Source organism: uncultured Sulfitobacter sp., from assembly GCF_947497275.1.
Classification (GTDB): domain Bacteria; phylum Pseudomonadota; class Alphaproteobacteria; order Rhodobacterales; family Rhodobacteraceae; genus Sulfitobacter.
The window spans coordinates 186,779-202,677 of sequence record NZ_CANMFS010000003.1; the positions used below are offsets into that span (position 1 = coordinate 186,779).

Below are 15,899 nucleotides of genomic sequence, written 5' to 3' on the forward strand. Positions count from 1 at the left end.
CTGAACATAAAACCCGCAACCGGGCGTCTCGTAGGCGCCAAACCGACGAGGAGGCCCGCATGGCCCAGATCGCACTTACCCTTCCCGATGGCAACGCACGACACTACGACGCAGGCATCACTGCGGGCGAGGTCGCCGCCGACATCTCGACCTCTCTCGGCAAGAAGGCCATCAGCGCCACCGTGAACGGCCAGCATTTCGATCTGGCGTGGCCCATAGAGACAAATGCGGACATCGCGATCCACACCATGTCGGACGAGGCGCAGGCCAATGAGCTGGTGCGGCACGATCTGGCGCACGTGATGGCGCGCGCCGTGCAGGAAATCTGGCCCGACACACGCGTCACCATCGGCCCCGTCATCAAGGACGGCTGGTACTACGATTTTGACCGCAAGGAGCCGTTCACGCCCGAGGATCTCGGCCTTATCGAAAAGAAGATGAAAGAGATCATCAACAAGCGCGATCCCGTGCGCACTGAGGTCTGGGACCGGGACCGTGCGATCAAGCATTATGAGGATCTGGACGAGCCCTACAAGGTCGAGTTGATCGAGGCGATCCCGGGAGACGAGCCGCTGCGCATGTACTGGCACGGCGACTGGCAGGATCTGTGCCGCGGTCCGCATCTGCAACACACCGGCCAGTTGCCCGGTGACGCGTTCAAACTGATGTCGATTGCCGGCGCGTACTGGCGCGGTGACAGCGACCGCGCGATGCTGCAACGGATCTACGGCGTCGCCTTTACCGGCAAGGAAAAGCTCAAGGCCCATCTCAATATGCTGGAGGAAGCCGCAAAGCGCGACCATCGCAAGCTTGGCCGCGAGATGGACCTGTTCCATATGCAGGAAGAAGCGCCCGGGCAGGTATTCTGGCATCCGAACGGCTGGATGATCTATACTCAGCTTCAGGATTACATGCGGCGCAAGCAGCGCAGCGGCGGCTATGTCGAGGTGAACACACCGCAGGTCGTGGACCGCAAGCTGTGGGAAGCCTCGGGTCACTGGGAGAAATATCAGGATCACATGTTCATCGTCGAAGTGGACGAGGAACACGCCCGCGAAAAGTCGGTCAATGCGCTCAAACCGATGAACTGCCCCTGCCATGTCCAGATCTTCAATCAGGGGCTCAAGTCCTACCGCGACCTGCCCCTGCGCATGGCCGAGTTCGGGTCGTGCAACCGGTACGAGCCTTCAGGAGCGCTGCACGGTATCATGCGCGTGCGGGGGTTCACACAAGACGATGGTCACATCTTTTGCCGCGAGGACCAGATCGAAGCGGAAACCGCCGAATTTATTGCCTTCCTCACCGCCGTTTATCGCGATCTCGGGTTTGAAAGCTTCAAGGTCAAGTTTTCCGACCGCCCCGAGATGCGGGCGGGGTCGGACGATGTCTGGGACAAGGCCGAAGCCGCCCTGTTGGCGGCGACCCGCGCCGCCGGCATCGAGCCGGAACTGAACCCCGGCGAAGGCGCGTTCTACGGTCCGAAGCTGGAATTCGTGCTGACCGACGCCATCGGGCGGGATTGGCAGTGCGGCACGCACCAGGTGGATTTCGTCCTGCCCGAACGGCTCGACAGCACCTACATCGGCACGGACGGGGCCAAGCATCGCCCGGTGATGCTGCACCGCGCGACGCTCGGCTCTTTCGAGCGTTTCATCGGTATCCTGATCGAGGAACACGCTGGCAAACTGCCCTTCTGGCTCGCCCCGCGTCAGGTTGTCGTCGCGTCCATCACCTCGGATGCGGATGATTATGTACGCGAGGTCGTCGCTGACTTGCAGGCCGCCGGTGTGCGTGCCGAGGCCGACACACGCAATGAAAAGATCAACTACAAGGTCCGCGAACATTCGGTCGGCAAAGTCCCCGTTATCCTCGCCGTGGGCAACCGCGAGGTTGAAGAACGCACCGTCTCCGTCCGCAGGCTGGGCGAAAGGCAATCGTCGGTACAACCGCTCAGTGACGTGATTGCGGCCTTCAAAACCGAAGCGACCCCACCGGACCTTCTGTAACAATTGCGATGACGGAGGGCAAATTGCCCTCCGTTTGTTACAGGACTTGCGACATTTTGCGCATTGACGGATTTAATTCACACGCGCAGGCCCTGATTTCTGACAGCAGCGTGACACACTGCGTCGTGAGTGGATTTTGCACTTTGGCGCTGCTTTACTTGGGATATTGTAAGTTCACAGAGCATCAAAAGGGAGAATTACGATGTCCACAACTTTGAAAACACTCGCCATCGCAAGCGCGGTCGCCACGTCGGTCGCCGGTATGACGACGACCGCGACCGCCGCTTCGAAAGAGAAGTGCTATGGCGTGTCGCTCGCCGGCCAGAACGATTGCGCCGCCGGGCCGGGAACCACCTGTGCCGGGACGTCTGTCACGGACTATCAAGGCAATGCCTGGACGCTGGTGGACGCTGGAACCTGCGAGGAAATCGATCTGCCCGAAATGGCCGACGGCTCCGACCGGTCAGGTTCGCTTGAACCGCTCGAGCGTGATTTGCCCGCGTAAACAGAATGCGCCGGATCTGCATATGACTGTATCCGGCGCACTTGAAGACTGGTCCGGAGGTCTTTGAAATGTATCACTCTTCTGCCCCGTCGACCCGACTGCCGAACGCTGCCGGCGTTGGATACAAGCCGCAACATTTCACTGACCTTACACGTGATCCAGGGGCCGTGGCCTGGGTCGAGATCCACGCTGAGAACTATATGGGTGACGGCGGGCGACCACATGCCCAGCTGCGCGCGCTCACAGAAATTTTCGCTCTTTCGGTGCATGGCGTCGGCCTTTCCATCGGGGGCGAGGCACCGCCGGACAAGGCGCACATGGCGCGACTGCGCAAGTTGATCGAGACCTACGCGCCGCAAAGTTTTTCTGAGCATCTGGCGTGGTCGACCCACGGGGCCGAATTCCTGAATGATCTGCTGCCCCTGCCCTACACTGACGCGACACTTGTCCGGGTGGCTGGTCATATCGACACCGTGCAGCAGTCCGTGGGGCGGCAAATGCTGCTGGAAAACCCGTCGAGCTATCTAGCATTCACCGAAAGCACCTTGTCCGAAACCGATTTTTTGGCCGAACTTGTGCACAGAACCGGCTGTGGATTACTGCTGGATGTCAACAACGTCTTCATTTCGTCCACAAACCTTGGGCTCGACCCGCGCACTTACATTGACAGCTTCCCACTTGACGCCGTTGGCGAGATCCATGTCGGCGGTCACGATGAGGACATGGACGAGCATGGTGCGCGACTGTTGATCGACAGCCACGGTGCCCAGGTCGTCGACCCCGTTTGGGCGCTGCTAGATCACACACTGGCGCGCAGTGGTCCGCGTCCTGTTCTCGTCGAGTGGGACACCGACGTGCCCGACTGGGAGGTCCTGCGCGACGAGGCCGACCGCGCCGCGGCCGCGCTGGCTTGCATTCGGACGCCGTGATGCCTGTCACCCAAGCACAGTTCCGCACCGCCCTGCTTAATGCCGATGCGCCGGTTCCTGCGGGGTTGGACGACGGGGGCGGCGCGCCTGCGGGTGCCCGATACGATGTCTACCGCAACAACGTCACCGCGTCGCTGGTCGATGCGATGAAACTGGCCTTCCCCACCGTGAGACTGCTGCTGGGCGCGCAGAACTTTGACCCGCTGATGCCGCACTTCGTCCGTGCGCACCCGCCCCGATCGCCTTTGATGATGTATTACGGCGTCGAGTTTCCAGCATTCCTCGAGAACTTCCAGCCGCTCGCTCACTTAGGTTATCTTGCGGATATCGCGCGGATCGATCTTGCGATGCGTACTTCTTATCATGCGGCCGATGCACGTCCGCTCGACCCGTCGATTTTTCAGCAGCCGCCCGAAACACTGGAAGACACCCGGCTTCGACTGGCACCGGCGACGCAAATCCTGAGGTCGCATTGGCCGATATTCGATCTTTGGCGTCGCGCGACCGATCCCACGGCACCAAAGCCCCGTACAGCAGCGCAGGCGGTATTAATTACCCGCCCCGCCTTCGACCCGGCCTTGCACCTGCTGCCCGAAGGGGCTGCGACCTTTTTACTTTCGGTGCGTGATCAACCACTTGGCGCATCCGTCGAGGCAGCACAGGTCGCAGCGCCCGGTTTCGATTTTGGGGCGACTCTGGCGCTTTTGCTAGAAAATCACGCTTTTGCACACTCGACAGAGGACTCTTCGAAATGACGTCTCTGATCTCGCGCTGCCTCACCCTGACCGCCACGTTAACACGGGCCGACTGGCTGCTGCCGACCCTTGCAAGGCTGCTTTTTGCGGCGGTTCTGTTGATGTATTTCTGGGTGTCAGGGCTGACTAAACTGGGCGACGGTCTGGCAGGCATCTTCACGCCCTCAACCGGCGCTTATGTTCAGATCTTCCCGCGCATGATGGAAGCAGTCGGCTATGACATCGAACAATTCGGCGTGCTGGCCCGACTGGTCGTGCTCGCTGGCACATGGGCGGAGTTCATCCTGCCCGCCCTGATCGTCGCGGGCCTTCTGACCCGTCTGGCGGCCTTCGGCATGATCGGATTCATCGTCGTGCAATCCTTGACCGATCTCTACGGCCACAATGGGTGGGATGATCCGAAGGTTCTGGGTGCGTGGTTCGATCGTTTTTCCGACGCCGCGATCCTGGACCAACGGGCGTTGTGGGTCTTTCTATTGATCGTTCTGGTGATCAAGGGGGCAGGACCGCTGTCAATTGATCGCGCGTTGACGCCGCGCGCCTAGAGGGCCGCGCGCACTTCTGCCTCGGTCGCATCGGTCCAGCCCAGAAACAGGCCCTCGCCCGCTGCGACAAGGGGGCGTTTCATCAACGCGGGATGCGCCGCGATGAGGTCAAGCGGGGGCGCAGTGCGCTCTTGCTCTGACAGTCCCCGCCAAGTAGTTGAGCGGGTATTGAGCATCGCATCACCGAAAAGCATGTGCGCCTGCGCAAGAACCCCCTGCGGCACCCCTTCGGCGCGCACATCGACCAACTGCGCCTCGGGCAGTGCCTTGACCGCCCTGCGACAGGAGTCGCAGTTTTTCAGCCCGTATATCTTTATCACGCAGGTTTCTCCTTCATTTTAGCCCCCAAAAGCCATTTGCAGCCGGAATTTTCAATGATTTCCTTGATTTTTTCCGAGATTGGGCAATCTTTTTAATGTGGGCTGTCCGGTCTTGTCGCCGGAAGCACATCCCGCGCGAGCGGGGGTTGAGACTATCAAAGGAGGCTCGGAAACGATGCCAACGGGAACGGTAAAGTGGTTTAACACAACAAAGGGGTATGGTTTCATCGCTCCTGACGGCGGGGGCAGCGATGTATTCGTGCACATCTCCGCGGTCGAACGGTCGGGGCTGACAGGCCTTGCAGATGATCAGAAAGTCAGCTTTGAGCTGAGCGAAGGGCGTGACGGACGGCAGATGGCGTCCGATCTGTCACTTTTATAAGGCCGCATTCCCCGGCGGTCAGCCGGGGATCATCACTTAATCAAAGGTGCAGCCTTTGGTCCCGACGGGACAATGCGCGCGGGTGCGGTGAACATACCGGCGTTTCACATGGTGCTTTTTCTTGGCAACGGGATGCGCCATCACCTGTTGATAGGTCGTGTGGACGTTCGGCGTCCCGCAGCAGATGACACCGCTGATCGTCACCGGTTGCAGACCCGCCGGACAGTAATTTTCCGACGAAGGATACGGATAGATCTTCATCTCCGCCACCGCCGTTTGCGGCAGCGCGGTCATCAGGCCGAGGAGAGCGAGGGTGGATAAACCTTTGATCATGCGCGTGGTCCTTTGATTGCGTCCCATGCGCCCAGTTTTGCGGATGGGGGCACGTCTGTCCAGTTATTTACAGTTTGAATTGCAGCGGTTGCGCCGCAGGAGTTTAATCAGAGCACCACGCCCGAACCGAGGGGCCGAAAGCAAAGCGCCCGCCCCGTGGGGGCGGTTCGGGCGCTGCCCAATCGGAGATTGGACACTGATGCAAAACACTAAACTCTAGTTACCGGATTTATTGATAGCTCCGCGCCGACCACGGACCTAAGAAATTCAAGCTGATCTCCTCGAGGCTTTTCATAGAACCGCTGCAAGTCTGCGAATGCCACACGTTCCTTTCCAAGGCTAGAGATAGTGTACGTATCTTGATCTGAATAGAAAATCGTATCGGCAAAGTAGATAAGGCCGTTGCGTCGCAGTTCCCTAACGAATGGATTGCTCGAAAACAGTCTTACGGCATCAGGTTCCTGCGTTCTAACGAAATCTAGGATTATTTCCGCTTCAAAAGAAAGCCTTACCCCTCTAACCTTCGATACTCTTTTTCTTTGGTCGTTCCAGCGCCCAAGTGCAGACCAAACGGCTAGTATCGCCCAGGTAGCACAAAGCCCGAAAATCACTAATAGACCGATCACAATCCAATGCCGGTGCTGTTCTACAAAAACAGAAATATTAAGTCGCTCGACTACATCAAACGGGTTGAAGATAAGAACGGAAAATACCACCAATAGTACGAAAAGAAGCTGTCGAGGATGGACGGTACTTTCAATCGATATCCATATTCGATTTATTAAGTCTGCCACAAAATGTTCCCATTTTCAGTTGCAACTAGAGCGCTTGGCCGCGCCTCGCAGCGCGCCCGTTTTGAACTTGAAACGCTCCACTGGAGCGTTTCATCCCCGCTACGCGGGGTCGTTCAAAACCCCCTCAAACTCCCGCCATTCTCCCTTACTCATCCCGCTGTTCTCCTGCGTGACCTCCTCGCCCTTCAGCATCCGCCGCACACAGTCCAAAGCCTTGCCGGACAGGGTCGCCCCGCCCAGACGGTAGTCCTCGAACGCGCCGTAGGCGGCCGGCACCCAGTCTGCGACGACCTTGCAGATGGCGTCGGCGTAGACGCGGATCTCAAATTGGGCGTGGCTGTCGGCGCGCAGGCGCAGGAAGTGGAAGAGGTTGTGCAGATCCACCTTCCAGTACCATTGGGTATAGATGTTGGCGGGCAGGTTCATGCGGGCCAGCTCGCGCGCGAGGCCGTCTTGCGGCTCCCCGTCCGGCCCCTCCTCACCGATCATCGCCTGATAGTTGTCATAGGCCCGCGCGCTGTCAGATTTGAGGATCTCCAGCACGCGCGCGGCCTCGGCGCCTTCCAGAACGCCGCCGCGCCCCTGGTTGTTCACCACGCTCTGCGCGTTGATGTGCTGTGGTTCGGGGATATAGAATTCACGGTCGAGGATCGAATAGCGGGCCGAGTATTCGTTGACGTTGGCGGTGCGGTGGCGGATCCACTGACGGGCGACGAAGACGGGCAATTTGACGTGCAGCTTGATCTCGCACATCTCGAAGGGGGTCGAATGCCAGTGCCGCATCAGGTAGCGGATCAGCCCCTCGTCGTTCTGCACCGACTTTGTGCCCCTGCCATAGCTGACGCGGGCCGCCTGACAGATCGCGGCATCGTCGCCCATGTAATCGATCACCCGGATAAAGCCGTGATCGAGTACCTCATGCGCGGTATAGAGATGCGCCTCCATCCCCGGTGCGACGGCGCGCAATGTGGGCTGTGCGTTGGCACGCAGGGCATCGATTTCGGCTTGTTGTTCTGGATCGAGCGGCATGGCGGTGTCCTTTGCGCGGCGGTGGTGTGGATTCGCCCCTGACTATATCTGGCGGACAGACGCTTCGGAACCGCGATATAGGGTATTGTTTTTTGACCATAGTTCGACGCTTTGTTTTGGCATGTCCGTACGCGGCGTTGACAAGAAGACCAGACAGACTTGAATGTGCCAAACAACGATAAATAAGCTTTTTGAGGGCAGAACATTGAAAATCAATCTTATCAGCTTGATGCTGATCTTGAGCCTTGCGGCATGCGGCGATGGAACGCCCTTTAGCGAAGAAGACACCGGCAACAGCGGCGATGGCACGAGCGGAGATGGCGACGCCTCCGGCGACGGGACCGATGTGGGCGGATCGGACGGAGAAGAGGGCATCGTAGGCACCGCCGTCCCTCCGGGCACGGTTTCCCCATCGCGCAGCGACAAGATCGTTCGGTACGAAGAGCGTGGCGAATCCGAGGACAACAGCAACGGTTTCGTGCGCAGCGTGCGCTACGAGGGCGAAACCGACACGTTTCTGGTCGACAACCTCGCTTTCGATTCCGCCAACGTCTATCAGCGCGGAACCGACGTGAGCAGCCTTGCCGGGCAGTATCAGGTCTATGAATCGACGACCCCGTTCCCGGATTCAGTCACCAACGACCCGATCGACCAGTTCGGCTATCGCGCGATCTATGGGGTGAGCAGGAACCTCGGTTCCGACGGCGAGCCAGAAACCCAGTTTGCCATCGTGCGATCCGGCAGCTTCCGCAACTACGGGTTCGGCGGCTTTTTGTACCAGCGTAACGGGTCCGTTGAATTGCCGCAAACCGGTCAGGCAACATTCACAGGCCAAACCGCCGGCATTCGCGACTTCGACGGCGCCGGTGGCGTCCAGTACACCAGCGGTCAGCTGAAAATCGATATCGACTTCGAAGACTTCAACGACGTGAGCGGTACGCGCGGTGACGGCGTAAAGGGTGTCTGGTCCGACCGGCGTGTATTCGATGCGCAGGGCAACGACATTACCCGCGACATCATCGACACGATCAATCCAAGCCTCAACGCGATCCCGACCGCGATTTTCACTATCCGACCGGGGAATCTAAAGGACAGCGGCGATCTCGTCGGCGAGCTCGACAGCCCCTATCTTGACGCTGACGGAGAGGCACAGGTGTACGAGGAAGGCAACTTCTACGCCGTGGTATCCGGCGATGAGCCAAGCGAGATCGCAGGCGTTTTGGTCGTCACCAACGACGTCGACTTCGAAAACGTCACGACGCGCGAAACCGCCGGGTTCATCGTGTATCGGGGCGCCGACAACTAAGTATGGCCTGCGCTCCTGAAACGCTTCTGCTCATGGCTGCTGGCGCAGCCATGTTTGCGTTCGTACAAACGGCAGATGCCCAAACACGCATATCCGCGCCGGAGATGGAAAAGGCGGCCAAGCTCAGCCTGGCCGTCGGTGCGGACGATCAGGCAATTGATCTGGCCGACGCGCTGTTGCTACGCAACAACAAGGACGTGACGGCGCACCTTATCCGCTCGCGGGCGCTTCGAAACATCGGGCACTTTGCCGATGCCCGATCAGCCGCGCGCGAGGGATGGCGTCACGCCGCCGACGACGAAGAGAGATACACTGCGGCACTCTTGATGGCGCAGGCCCTGTCGTCGGATGACAAACGCACGCGGGCGCAATTCTGGTTGCGCCGGGCGCGGCAGGCAGCCCCGTCCGAGGCGCATGCGGCACAGGCGGCCCGCGACTACCGCTATGTACAGCGGCGCAACCCGTGGCAGACCCACCTTTCCTTTACACTTGCGCCGAATTCAAACATTAACAACGGCTCGGCGCGCGATACATCGGCGTTGTTCTACCAGTTTTTCAATCCATTCAATCCCGACGGTGTCGAAGCAACCCTCGGCGCGGCATCGAAAGCCCTCTCCGGCCTCGAGATCGGCGGAGACGTCCAGTCCCGCTATCGCTTTCACCAGACGGAGCGTACCGCACATGATCTGCGTATGGGTCTGTCGTATCGCACCTACCAGCTCTCCAGCCAGTCTCGGGACGACCTCGATGCGCAGGACGCCGAACGCATCGCCGACGGCAGCGCGCCGCTGAACGTCTCGGGCGGTGATTTTGCCTACGGAACGCTGCGGCTGGGTTATGGATACAAGCAGCTGCGCAAAGATGGGCGCGGAGAATTCAGCCTGACCGCCGATCTGGGCCAATCCTTCTATGGCGGTTCACGCTACAACAGCTTTGTGCGCGCGGGCATTGGACAGACCTACTACACCGACCAGACCACGAAACTGCGCTTCGATCTCAACACCGATCTGCGACAGGCTCAGCGCGGTTCCGATACCCAGAACCTGTCTGTCTCAACAGGGCTCAGCCGCCAGCTCCCGAACGGCAACGGGCTTTATCTTGGCGGATCCGTGGCGGTGCTGCGCTCCGAGACGGCATCGCTCGAATACGACGAACTGCGTTTGCGCGGTGGATACGTCTTGGGCCGGCCCGTTTTCGGAACGTCGATTCAATTCGGCCTCGGCACCAGCTTGCGCGAGTACGACACATCGCCCCACGATGCCGCAGGACGGCGTGATCTTGAACTGTCGGCTGATATCACCGCCACATTCAAACAGATCGACTACTACGGCTTCAATCCGACGCTCAGCCTGAATGCATCGACCACCAACAGCAATATCGGTCTTTACGACGTGAACCGGGTCGGGCTGAGCATCGGTATCGCGTCGGCATTTTAACTCCGGAATGCTCGACACCGCAGCGCGCTGCGCTAGAGTTGGTTCAAACCAATTCGCCAAAGGAGGTTGTACATGCCGATCAAATATCTGCACACGATGGTGCGCGTCAAAGACCTGGATACATCTAAAGCATTCTACGAAATGCTCGGTCTGCACGAGCGGCGTCGGATGGAAAACGAGGACGGTCGTTTTACGCTCGTGTTCATGTGCCCCCCCGGTCAAGATGATGGTCATGCCGACGTCGAGCTGACCTACAACTGGGACGGTGATGATTCGCTGCCCGACGACAGCCGCAATTTCGGGCATCTGGCGTACACGGTCGAGAATATCTACGAGATGTGCCAGATGCTTATGGAAAATGGCGTCACGATCAACCGGCCACCCCGCGACGGGCATATGGCCTTTGTCCGATCCCCCGATAACATCTCGATCGAGCTTTTGCAGGCAGGGGATGCGCTGGACGCAAAAGAACCGTGGGCATCAATGGAAAACACCGGGCACTGGTGAGCCGCGCGTGCTTCGCACACTTCCCCTGGTCGCGGCGGGCGTGGTGGTTCAGACCACGCCCGCGGCAGCAATCGGGTGCAGGCTGGCACTTGTTCTCGCGGTTGACGTGTCAAGCTCGGTCGACGCCCGCGAAGACGCGTTGCAACGGGGCGGCATCGTGGCGGCCCTGACTGCACCGGAAGTGCAGGAGGCTTTCTTCGCATCCGACCTTCCGGTTGCACTGGCGATCTACGAATGGTCCGGGCGGCACAACCAAAAGCTGCTACAGGACTGGATCCTGATCGACAGCCGCGACGCCTTGCTGCGCACGGCCGAAGCAATCGCTGCCTCCAATCGCAGTCATAACGATTTCCCAACCGCCATGGGCTACGCGCTCGCTTACGGCGCCCAGCTTTTGCAACGTGCGCCCGCCTGCCTGAACAAGACGCTCGACATGGCAGGCGACGGGCAGAACAATGAGGGTTTCCCACCGGTCAATGCCTACCGCGAGTTCCCTTTTGATGATGTGACTGTGAACGGCCTGATCGTGAACGCTGCGGATTTCGAAGGCGAAATGGGGCTGATCGCGTTTTACAACTCGCAGGTGCTGCACGGCCCCGGTGCATTTGCGATCATCGCCGAAGGGTTCGAGGATTACGAGCGCGCGATGCGCCGCAAGCTCGAGCGCGAGTTGAGCCCACCGTCGATCGGCGCTCTGCCCACATCGCGCAACGCAGGATGATCCGCGCGCTTGCACTCGCTTTACTGGTGTGGACACCGCAACCTGTGACCGCGCAGGCCTGCCGACAGGCACTTGCGATCGGTCTGGATGTGTCGGGATCCGTTGATGCCCGTGAATACCGGCTCCAGATCGCCGGACTGGCACAGGCACTCGACAGCGCCGCCGTCCGCGGGGCCCTCCTCGCTCGGCCCGACCTGCCCGTCGCCCTTCTGGTCTATGAATGGAGCGGCCCGATGGACCAGCGGACTCTCCTGCCCTGGTCCCTGATCACCAATGCGTCCGCACTGGGTACGCTCATCGCAACTCTTGCCGCCGTCGAAAGACGAGACGATGCAACCCCCGGCACGGCGTTGGGCATGGCGATGACGCTGGGCGTGCAACATCTGGAAACGGGGCCTGACTGCTGGAAAAAGACGCTCGATATCTCGGGCGACGGCAAAAGCAATCTCGGACCCCGCCCACGTACCGTAAAGCCCGCGCTTGCAGCGAAAGGTATCACGATAAACGCCCTTGTCATAGGTGCCGACGATGTCCCAACCGGCGATGCCCGCCAATCGGATATCGGCGAACTTGCGGCATATTTCCTTGCGGAAGTCATCACAGGCCCGGACGCGTTCGTTGAAACGGCCCTCGGCTTCGATGCATACGCCGAAGCGATGGAGATCAAACTCCTGCGCGAACTGGACGGGCTAGTCCTGTCAAACCGCTGATCCACCCATTTCTTTTTGCCGTGTTCGAAAATCGGGTTGGCTGACCTTCATAATTTTACATTCGGCCAGTATCCCTCCGGAAACTATTGCGGAGATGCCTATGCAACACCCGATTTTCGCCGGTTCCTTGATCGGATTTCACAGCTGAGTCACGCGCAGATTGCAGTGGAAGGAACTGAATTTCAGGATGTTCACAGAAGATCCGAAGCGCTTGCTGAAATCGAAACACGGACAGATCGAGAACACAAGTGCCCGTTTTGCGACTGCGTAGCGCGCCAAAAATGGGGCACAACGAAATCGCGCAAGATGGACGTTGTTGCTCTGCTGGCCGCGATCTGCCTGACCGTGAACGCCTCTAGAGGTATGAGGATGATGCAGCTTTCTCGCGATATCGACTACCAGTACAAGACAGCCTTCGTGCTGGCTCACAAGCTGCCTGAAACCATTGCGCGTGCGGTCCGGACAGGCGAAGTTCTGGAAGGCGATGTCGAGATTGATGGTGCCTATTTTGAACCGCCCCGGGTTTACCGGAGATTTTCGGGTACAATGATTAGGCTACTTTTTCGACAGCGTTCAAGCTTGCATAGAAGGCCTCCTGTGCTTCTTGCGGCGTGACGTAGCCAAAGGAGCTGTGCAGGTGGGTATTGTTATACCAGTCGACCCATTTCAGGGTTTCCCACTCGATCTGGTCAACGGATTTCCCGGGGGCCAAGAACTTGATGACCTCGGTTTTGAAAAGGCCGATGGTGCTTTCGGCCAGAGCATTGTCATAGGACTCTCCGACGCTGCCGACTGATGTGTCGATGCCAGCCTCTGCGAGCCGCTCGGTGTATCGGATCGACAGGTATTGGCTGCCTCGATCGCTATGATGGATCAGTTTGTCAGCCTCAGACGGCGTTCTCTGGCAGATGGCTTGGTTCAGGGCATCCAAGACGAAACCGGTCGTCATCGAGGTCGAGACACGTCCCATTGACCGGCAGGCTCTTTTCCACAGGAAAAGATGCCGAGAGGGTGCCGACGATCTTGCCGGCGAAGACGTCGATGATGAAAGCCCCGTAGACCATCCCCTGCCAGCTTGAGACATAGGTGAACCCAGCACCATGGACACAACGGTGATCATCAATGAACGCAATCATTTGCGGAATGGGCGGTCGAGCTCCGCCGCAGCGAAATATGCGCTGGCCTTCTTCAGGATCTCGTTGGCTTGCCCGGGTTCACGGTTCTCACGTTCCAGCGCCTCGATCCGTGCCTCCTCCTCGCTCGTCGGTCCGGACAGCTCGCCTGCATCACGCGCGGCGCGCCGACACCAGTCCCGCAGGCCGAAAGACGAACAGCCCAGCTTCGAGGCAATTGCCCTGTAGGCAGCGCTGTCGCGGCTGTAATCAGAACGATGTCCGCAGAAAAGCCGAACGCCGCGCGCGCGGAACTCGGCCGTGTAGCTCGGAGTGTGTTTCTAGTTTGTCATGTGGCTCACCTCTTGAGAGTTTTACTCTCCCGGGGCGGTTCAATTTCTGGCAGTCGCGTTCGCCCTAACATTGAGAAGGCCAAGCGTGTTGATCACGGCCTCAAAAAGCATCAGAGAGGCACACACCGCGTTGTCGTGACTATGCGTGAGCGCCGCACACTGCCCTTCGAGGCAATAACCGAAGACGAAGACGCAGCGCTGGCAAACGAGAACGTATCCCGCATGACGACTGTTTCAGCGGACGAAGCGTCCCACTGGGATATTTTGCACGTGGGTTACAGTGTTCATCGCGTAAACCACTCCGAGAATTGTAACGGCCACGGCCAGCACCCCAACATGGTTCATAGCTTCTTTTCCCGTCTGCGCAATTTGAGCCAGCACCGCGGCGTATCGCCCAAGTACCTAGGTAACCCCTCCCTCAAATTGGTGGTGATCAAACGTAGAGTTTTCTCGGCAAGATATCTCAGGGGATTTACGATGAAGAACGGACGATTTAGCGATGCGCATATCATCGCTGTGTTGAAGCACGCGGAGGGCGGTGTGACGGTCTCAGAGCTATGCCGAGAGCATGGGATGAGCAGTGCCAGCTTTTACGAGTGGCGGGCGAAATTTGGCGGGATGCATTGCACGGCAGAGTATCGTGTAGCGATGTCCCGAGAGTGGACGCGTCGCTCATCGTAATGATGAAGGACAGGGCCGAGCAGAACCGCCGCCTCAAGAAGATGTATGCGGAGATGAGCATGCAGAATGAGGTGAGGTGCTCAAGGAAGCCCTAGGAAAAAAGCCTTGAGGCCGTCCTTTGCCCGTCAGTGCATTGCGCAGCAATGTCACGAGAGGGTCATCGACGAGGGATGGCCTTGAAGGTGGTGGCGATGCATGGGGTCAGTGTCGCGCTGGCGTGCCGCACGTTCCGGATCAGTGAGACCTGCTATCGCTACAGTCTAACGCTGAGCACCGAGAAGGAGGAGATCCCACATCTAAGCTGTACATGGTAAGGTCTTTGCTAACCGCAGATGGTAGACGTTTCTTGGTCGTTCCCAAATGAGAGTGACATGCTTGAGTAACAGACGTTACTTGGCTTTCCGTCTTGGTACCATTTTTTCGAAAATGTTGGAAAAAGCCACCAGCTCTTGCTTTTATCCCTTGGAAGAACATTCGTTTGATCTGTGAAAATATTGCAGATTTATTGAGGCAGGTTGCTTGGATTTTGGCTTCGGTCCATAAACATCAATTTTGGGCGGGTGCGAAGACTGGCCCACGTTGATCCTGAGGGATGACCTCTACCGGTCGTGGCCAGGATTTTGACGCGCGAGTTTGCGCATTAATCCCGGCCAAACCAGATTGTCTCCCATCCCGGGCATGAATGCACCCTGTGCTTGTCCTGCCACGGTGTCGGCCATGGTTTGCGGCTCTTCATGCAGCATGCCATGTCCCCCCCGCCTGCGCAAGGATCTGCGTCTTGCAAGCGTTCTCCAGAAAATACATCCGCAGGAATGCGATTGCATAGTTCGGCCCGACGGTCAGTGTTCCGTGGTTGCGCAACATCAGCAGATTCTTCTCACCGATATCCTTGACGATCCGTTCACGCTCATCCAGTTCCAGCGCAATCCCCTCATAGTCGTGATACGCAAGATCGTTCGACACGGTCATCGCAAACTGCGTATAACGTCGCAGGCCTTCGTTCTGGACCGAAACGGCAACGCCGTAGGGGGTGTGGACGTGAATGACGCAACCCGCATTCTCACGCGCGGCATGGATCGCGCTGTGGATGGTAAACCCCGCAGGATTGATGAAATACGGCGTCTCGGCACAAATCTTACCGTCGAGGTCGATCTTGACGAGGCAGGATGCTGTCATTTCATCGAACATGACGCCGTAAGGGTTAATCAGGAATCGCTCTTCCCCATTTTCATCTGGCAGGCGCGCGGAGATATGCGTGAAAACCAGATCGGTCCAGCCGTGCAGGGCACACAGACGGTAGGTCGCGGCAAGCTGACATCGGAGATCCCATTCCGCCTCCGGAACCTTGTCTTTCAGGCTGGCCAGACCGGCAGGATCGGGGATGTCAAATCCCCCGCTCCGCAATGCGCCTTGGGTTTTCATGGAGGCCTCCGGTTGCTGTTTCCTCCACTGTCGGGCCAACGCACCAACCTGTC

The 15,899-nt window shown here is 58.7% G+C and carries 16 protein-coding genes, 4 pseudogenes and 1 other annotated feature; of the genes and pseudogenes, 14 read left to right on the top strand and 6 right to left on the bottom strand.

Annotation, left to right across the window (positions count from 1 at the left end):
• The first annotated feature begins 59 nt into the window (after positions 1 to 59).
• The 5 genes from thrS to Q1A06_RS07665 all read left to right on the top strand — a co-directional run bounded on the left by thrS (position 60) and on the right by Q1A06_RS07665 (position 4,740).
• A complete protein-coding gene (gene thrS, locus Q1A06_RS07645; RefSeq protein WP_299561104.1) occupies positions 60 to 2,006 on the top strand; it encodes a threonine--tRNA ligase in 1,947 nt (648 codons plus the stop codon).
• A gap of 202 nt (positions 2,007 to 2,208) precedes the next feature.
• On the top strand, positions 2,209 to 2,511 hold the full coding sequence (locus Q1A06_RS07650; RefSeq protein ID WP_299561107.1) for a DUF2282 domain-containing protein: 303 nt from the start codon (positions 2,209 to 2,211) through the stop codon (positions 2,509 to 2,511).
• Between the two features lie 68 nt (positions 2,512 to 2,579).
• Complete coding sequence (locus tag Q1A06_RS07655) at positions 2,580 to 3,440, top strand: DUF692 domain-containing protein (RefSeq protein WP_299561110.1); 861 nt, start codon at positions 2,580 to 2,582, stop codon at positions 3,438 to 3,440.
• On the top strand, positions 3,440 to 4,195 hold the full coding sequence (locus Q1A06_RS07660) for a DNA-binding domain-containing protein (RefSeq protein WP_299561113.1): 756 nt from the start codon (positions 3,440 to 3,442) through the stop codon (positions 4,193 to 4,195). Before Q1A06_RS07655 ends, Q1A06_RS07660 begins: the two co-directional genes overlap by 1 nt.
• Complete coding sequence (locus Q1A06_RS07665; RefSeq protein ID WP_299561119.1) at positions 4,192 to 4,740, top strand: DoxX family protein; 549 nt, start codon at positions 4,192 to 4,194, stop codon at positions 4,738 to 4,740. The genes Q1A06_RS07660 and Q1A06_RS07665 overlap by 4 nt, the downstream gene beginning before the upstream one ends.
• Here Q1A06_RS07665 and Q1A06_RS07670 read toward each other — a convergent pair.
• On the bottom strand, positions 4,737 to 5,057 hold the full coding sequence (locus Q1A06_RS07670) for an ArsC/Spx/MgsR family protein (protein WP_299562031.1): 321 nt from the start codon (positions 5,055 to 5,057) through the stop codon (positions 4,737 to 4,739). The genes Q1A06_RS07665 and Q1A06_RS07670 overlap by 4 nt on opposite strands.
• A 178-nt stretch (positions 5,058 to 5,235) precedes the next feature.
• Here Q1A06_RS07670 and Q1A06_RS07675 point away from each other — a divergent pair, with 178 nt between their 5' ends.
• A complete protein-coding gene (locus Q1A06_RS07675) occupies positions 5,236 to 5,442 on the top strand; it encodes a cold-shock protein (RefSeq protein WP_299561123.1) in 207 nt (68 codons plus the stop codon).
• A 36-nt stretch (positions 5,443 to 5,478) separates the two neighbouring features.
• On the opposite strand, the gene Q1A06_RS07680 is transcribed toward Q1A06_RS07675, so the two are convergent.
• From Q1A06_RS07680 to thyX, 3 genes are all read right to left on the bottom strand, one after another.
• The gene (locus Q1A06_RS07680; protein WP_299561128.1) at positions 5,479 to 5,775 is read right to left on the bottom strand and encodes a hypothetical protein; all 297 of its coding nucleotides are present in this window, start codon (positions 5,773 to 5,775) and stop codon (positions 5,479 to 5,481) included.
• Positions 5,776 to 5,984: 209 nt separating this feature from the next.
• Positions 5,985 to 6,569, bottom strand: a complete 585-nt coding sequence (locus Q1A06_RS21015) for a super-infection exclusion protein B (protein ID WP_366523506.1) — start codon at positions 6,567 to 6,569, stop codon at positions 5,985 to 5,987.
• A gap of 99 nt (positions 6,570 to 6,668) precedes the next feature.
• Positions 6,669 to 7,598: an FAD-dependent thymidylate synthase gene (thyX, locus tag Q1A06_RS07685; protein WP_299561131.1), complete on the bottom strand. Its 930-nt coding sequence runs from the start codon at positions 7,596 to 7,598 to the stop codon at positions 6,669 to 6,671.
• 205 nt (positions 7,599 to 7,803) lie between these two features.
• Between thyX and Q1A06_RS07690 the strand changes: the two genes are divergently transcribed.
• The 6 genes and pseudogenes from Q1A06_RS07690 to Q1A06_RS07715 all read left to right on the top strand — a co-directional run.
• Positions 7,804 to 8,904, top strand: coding sequence for a hypothetical protein (locus tag Q1A06_RS07690; protein ID WP_299561135.1), 1,101 nt, complete (start codon positions 7,804 to 7,806; stop codon positions 8,902 to 8,904).
• A gap of 50 nt (positions 8,905 to 8,954) precedes the next feature.
• Entirely contained in the window at positions 8,955 to 10,340 is a 1,386-nt protein-coding gene (locus Q1A06_RS07695) for a surface lipoprotein assembly modifier (RefSeq protein WP_299561138.1), read from the top strand.
• 72 nt (positions 10,341 to 10,412) lie between these two features.
• The gene (locus tag Q1A06_RS07700; RefSeq protein ID WP_299561141.1) at positions 10,413 to 10,847 is read left to right on the top strand and encodes a VOC family protein; all 435 of its coding nucleotides are present in this window, start codon (positions 10,413 to 10,415) and stop codon (positions 10,845 to 10,847) included.
• Between the two features lie 43 nt (positions 10,848 to 10,890).
• Complete coding sequence (locus tag Q1A06_RS07705; RefSeq protein ID WP_299562033.1) at positions 10,891 to 11,568, top strand: DUF1194 domain-containing protein; 678 nt, start codon at positions 10,891 to 10,893, stop codon at positions 11,566 to 11,568.
• Positions 11,565 to 12,278 (top strand): DUF1194 domain-containing protein, encoded by a 714-nt coding sequence (locus Q1A06_RS07710; RefSeq protein WP_299561144.1) that lies wholly within the window; start codon positions 11,565 to 11,567, stop codon positions 12,276 to 12,278. The genes Q1A06_RS07705 and Q1A06_RS07710 overlap by 4 nt, the downstream gene beginning before the upstream one ends.
• Before the next feature lie 297 nt (positions 12,279 to 12,575).
• Positions 12,576 to 12,788: pseudogene (locus Q1A06_RS07715) on the top strand (IS1595 family transposase); the annotation flags it as partial.
• Positions 12,789 to 12,828: 40 nt separating this feature from the next.
• Here Q1A06_RS07715 and Q1A06_RS07720 read toward each other — a convergent pair.
• A pseudogene (locus Q1A06_RS07720) lies at positions 12,829 to 13,743 on the bottom strand (integrase core domain-containing protein).
• Positions 13,363 to 13,456 (bottom strand) — a sequence feature (AL1L pseudoknot). (Overlaps the previous pseudogene by 94 nt.)
• Before the next feature lie 57 nt (positions 13,744 to 13,800).
• Here Q1A06_RS07720 and Q1A06_RS07725 point away from each other — a divergent pair.
• Together Q1A06_RS07725 and Q1A06_RS07730 are read left to right on the top strand one after the other, a co-directional pair.
• A pseudogene (locus tag Q1A06_RS07725) lies at positions 13,801 to 14,148 on the top strand (transposase); the annotation flags it as partial.
• 72 nt (positions 14,149 to 14,220) lie between these two features.
• Positions 14,221 to 14,714 (top strand): annotated as a pseudogene (locus Q1A06_RS07730) (transposase); the annotation flags it as partial.
• 442 nt (positions 14,715 to 15,156) lie between these two features.
• Here the strand turns inward: Q1A06_RS07730 and Q1A06_RS07735 are convergent.
• The gene (locus tag Q1A06_RS07735) at positions 15,157 to 15,846 is read right to left on the bottom strand and encodes a class II aldolase/adducin family protein (RefSeq protein ID WP_299561147.1); all 690 of its coding nucleotides are present in this window, start codon (positions 15,844 to 15,846) and stop codon (positions 15,157 to 15,159) included.
• Positions 15,847 to 15,899: the final 53 nt, after the last annotated feature.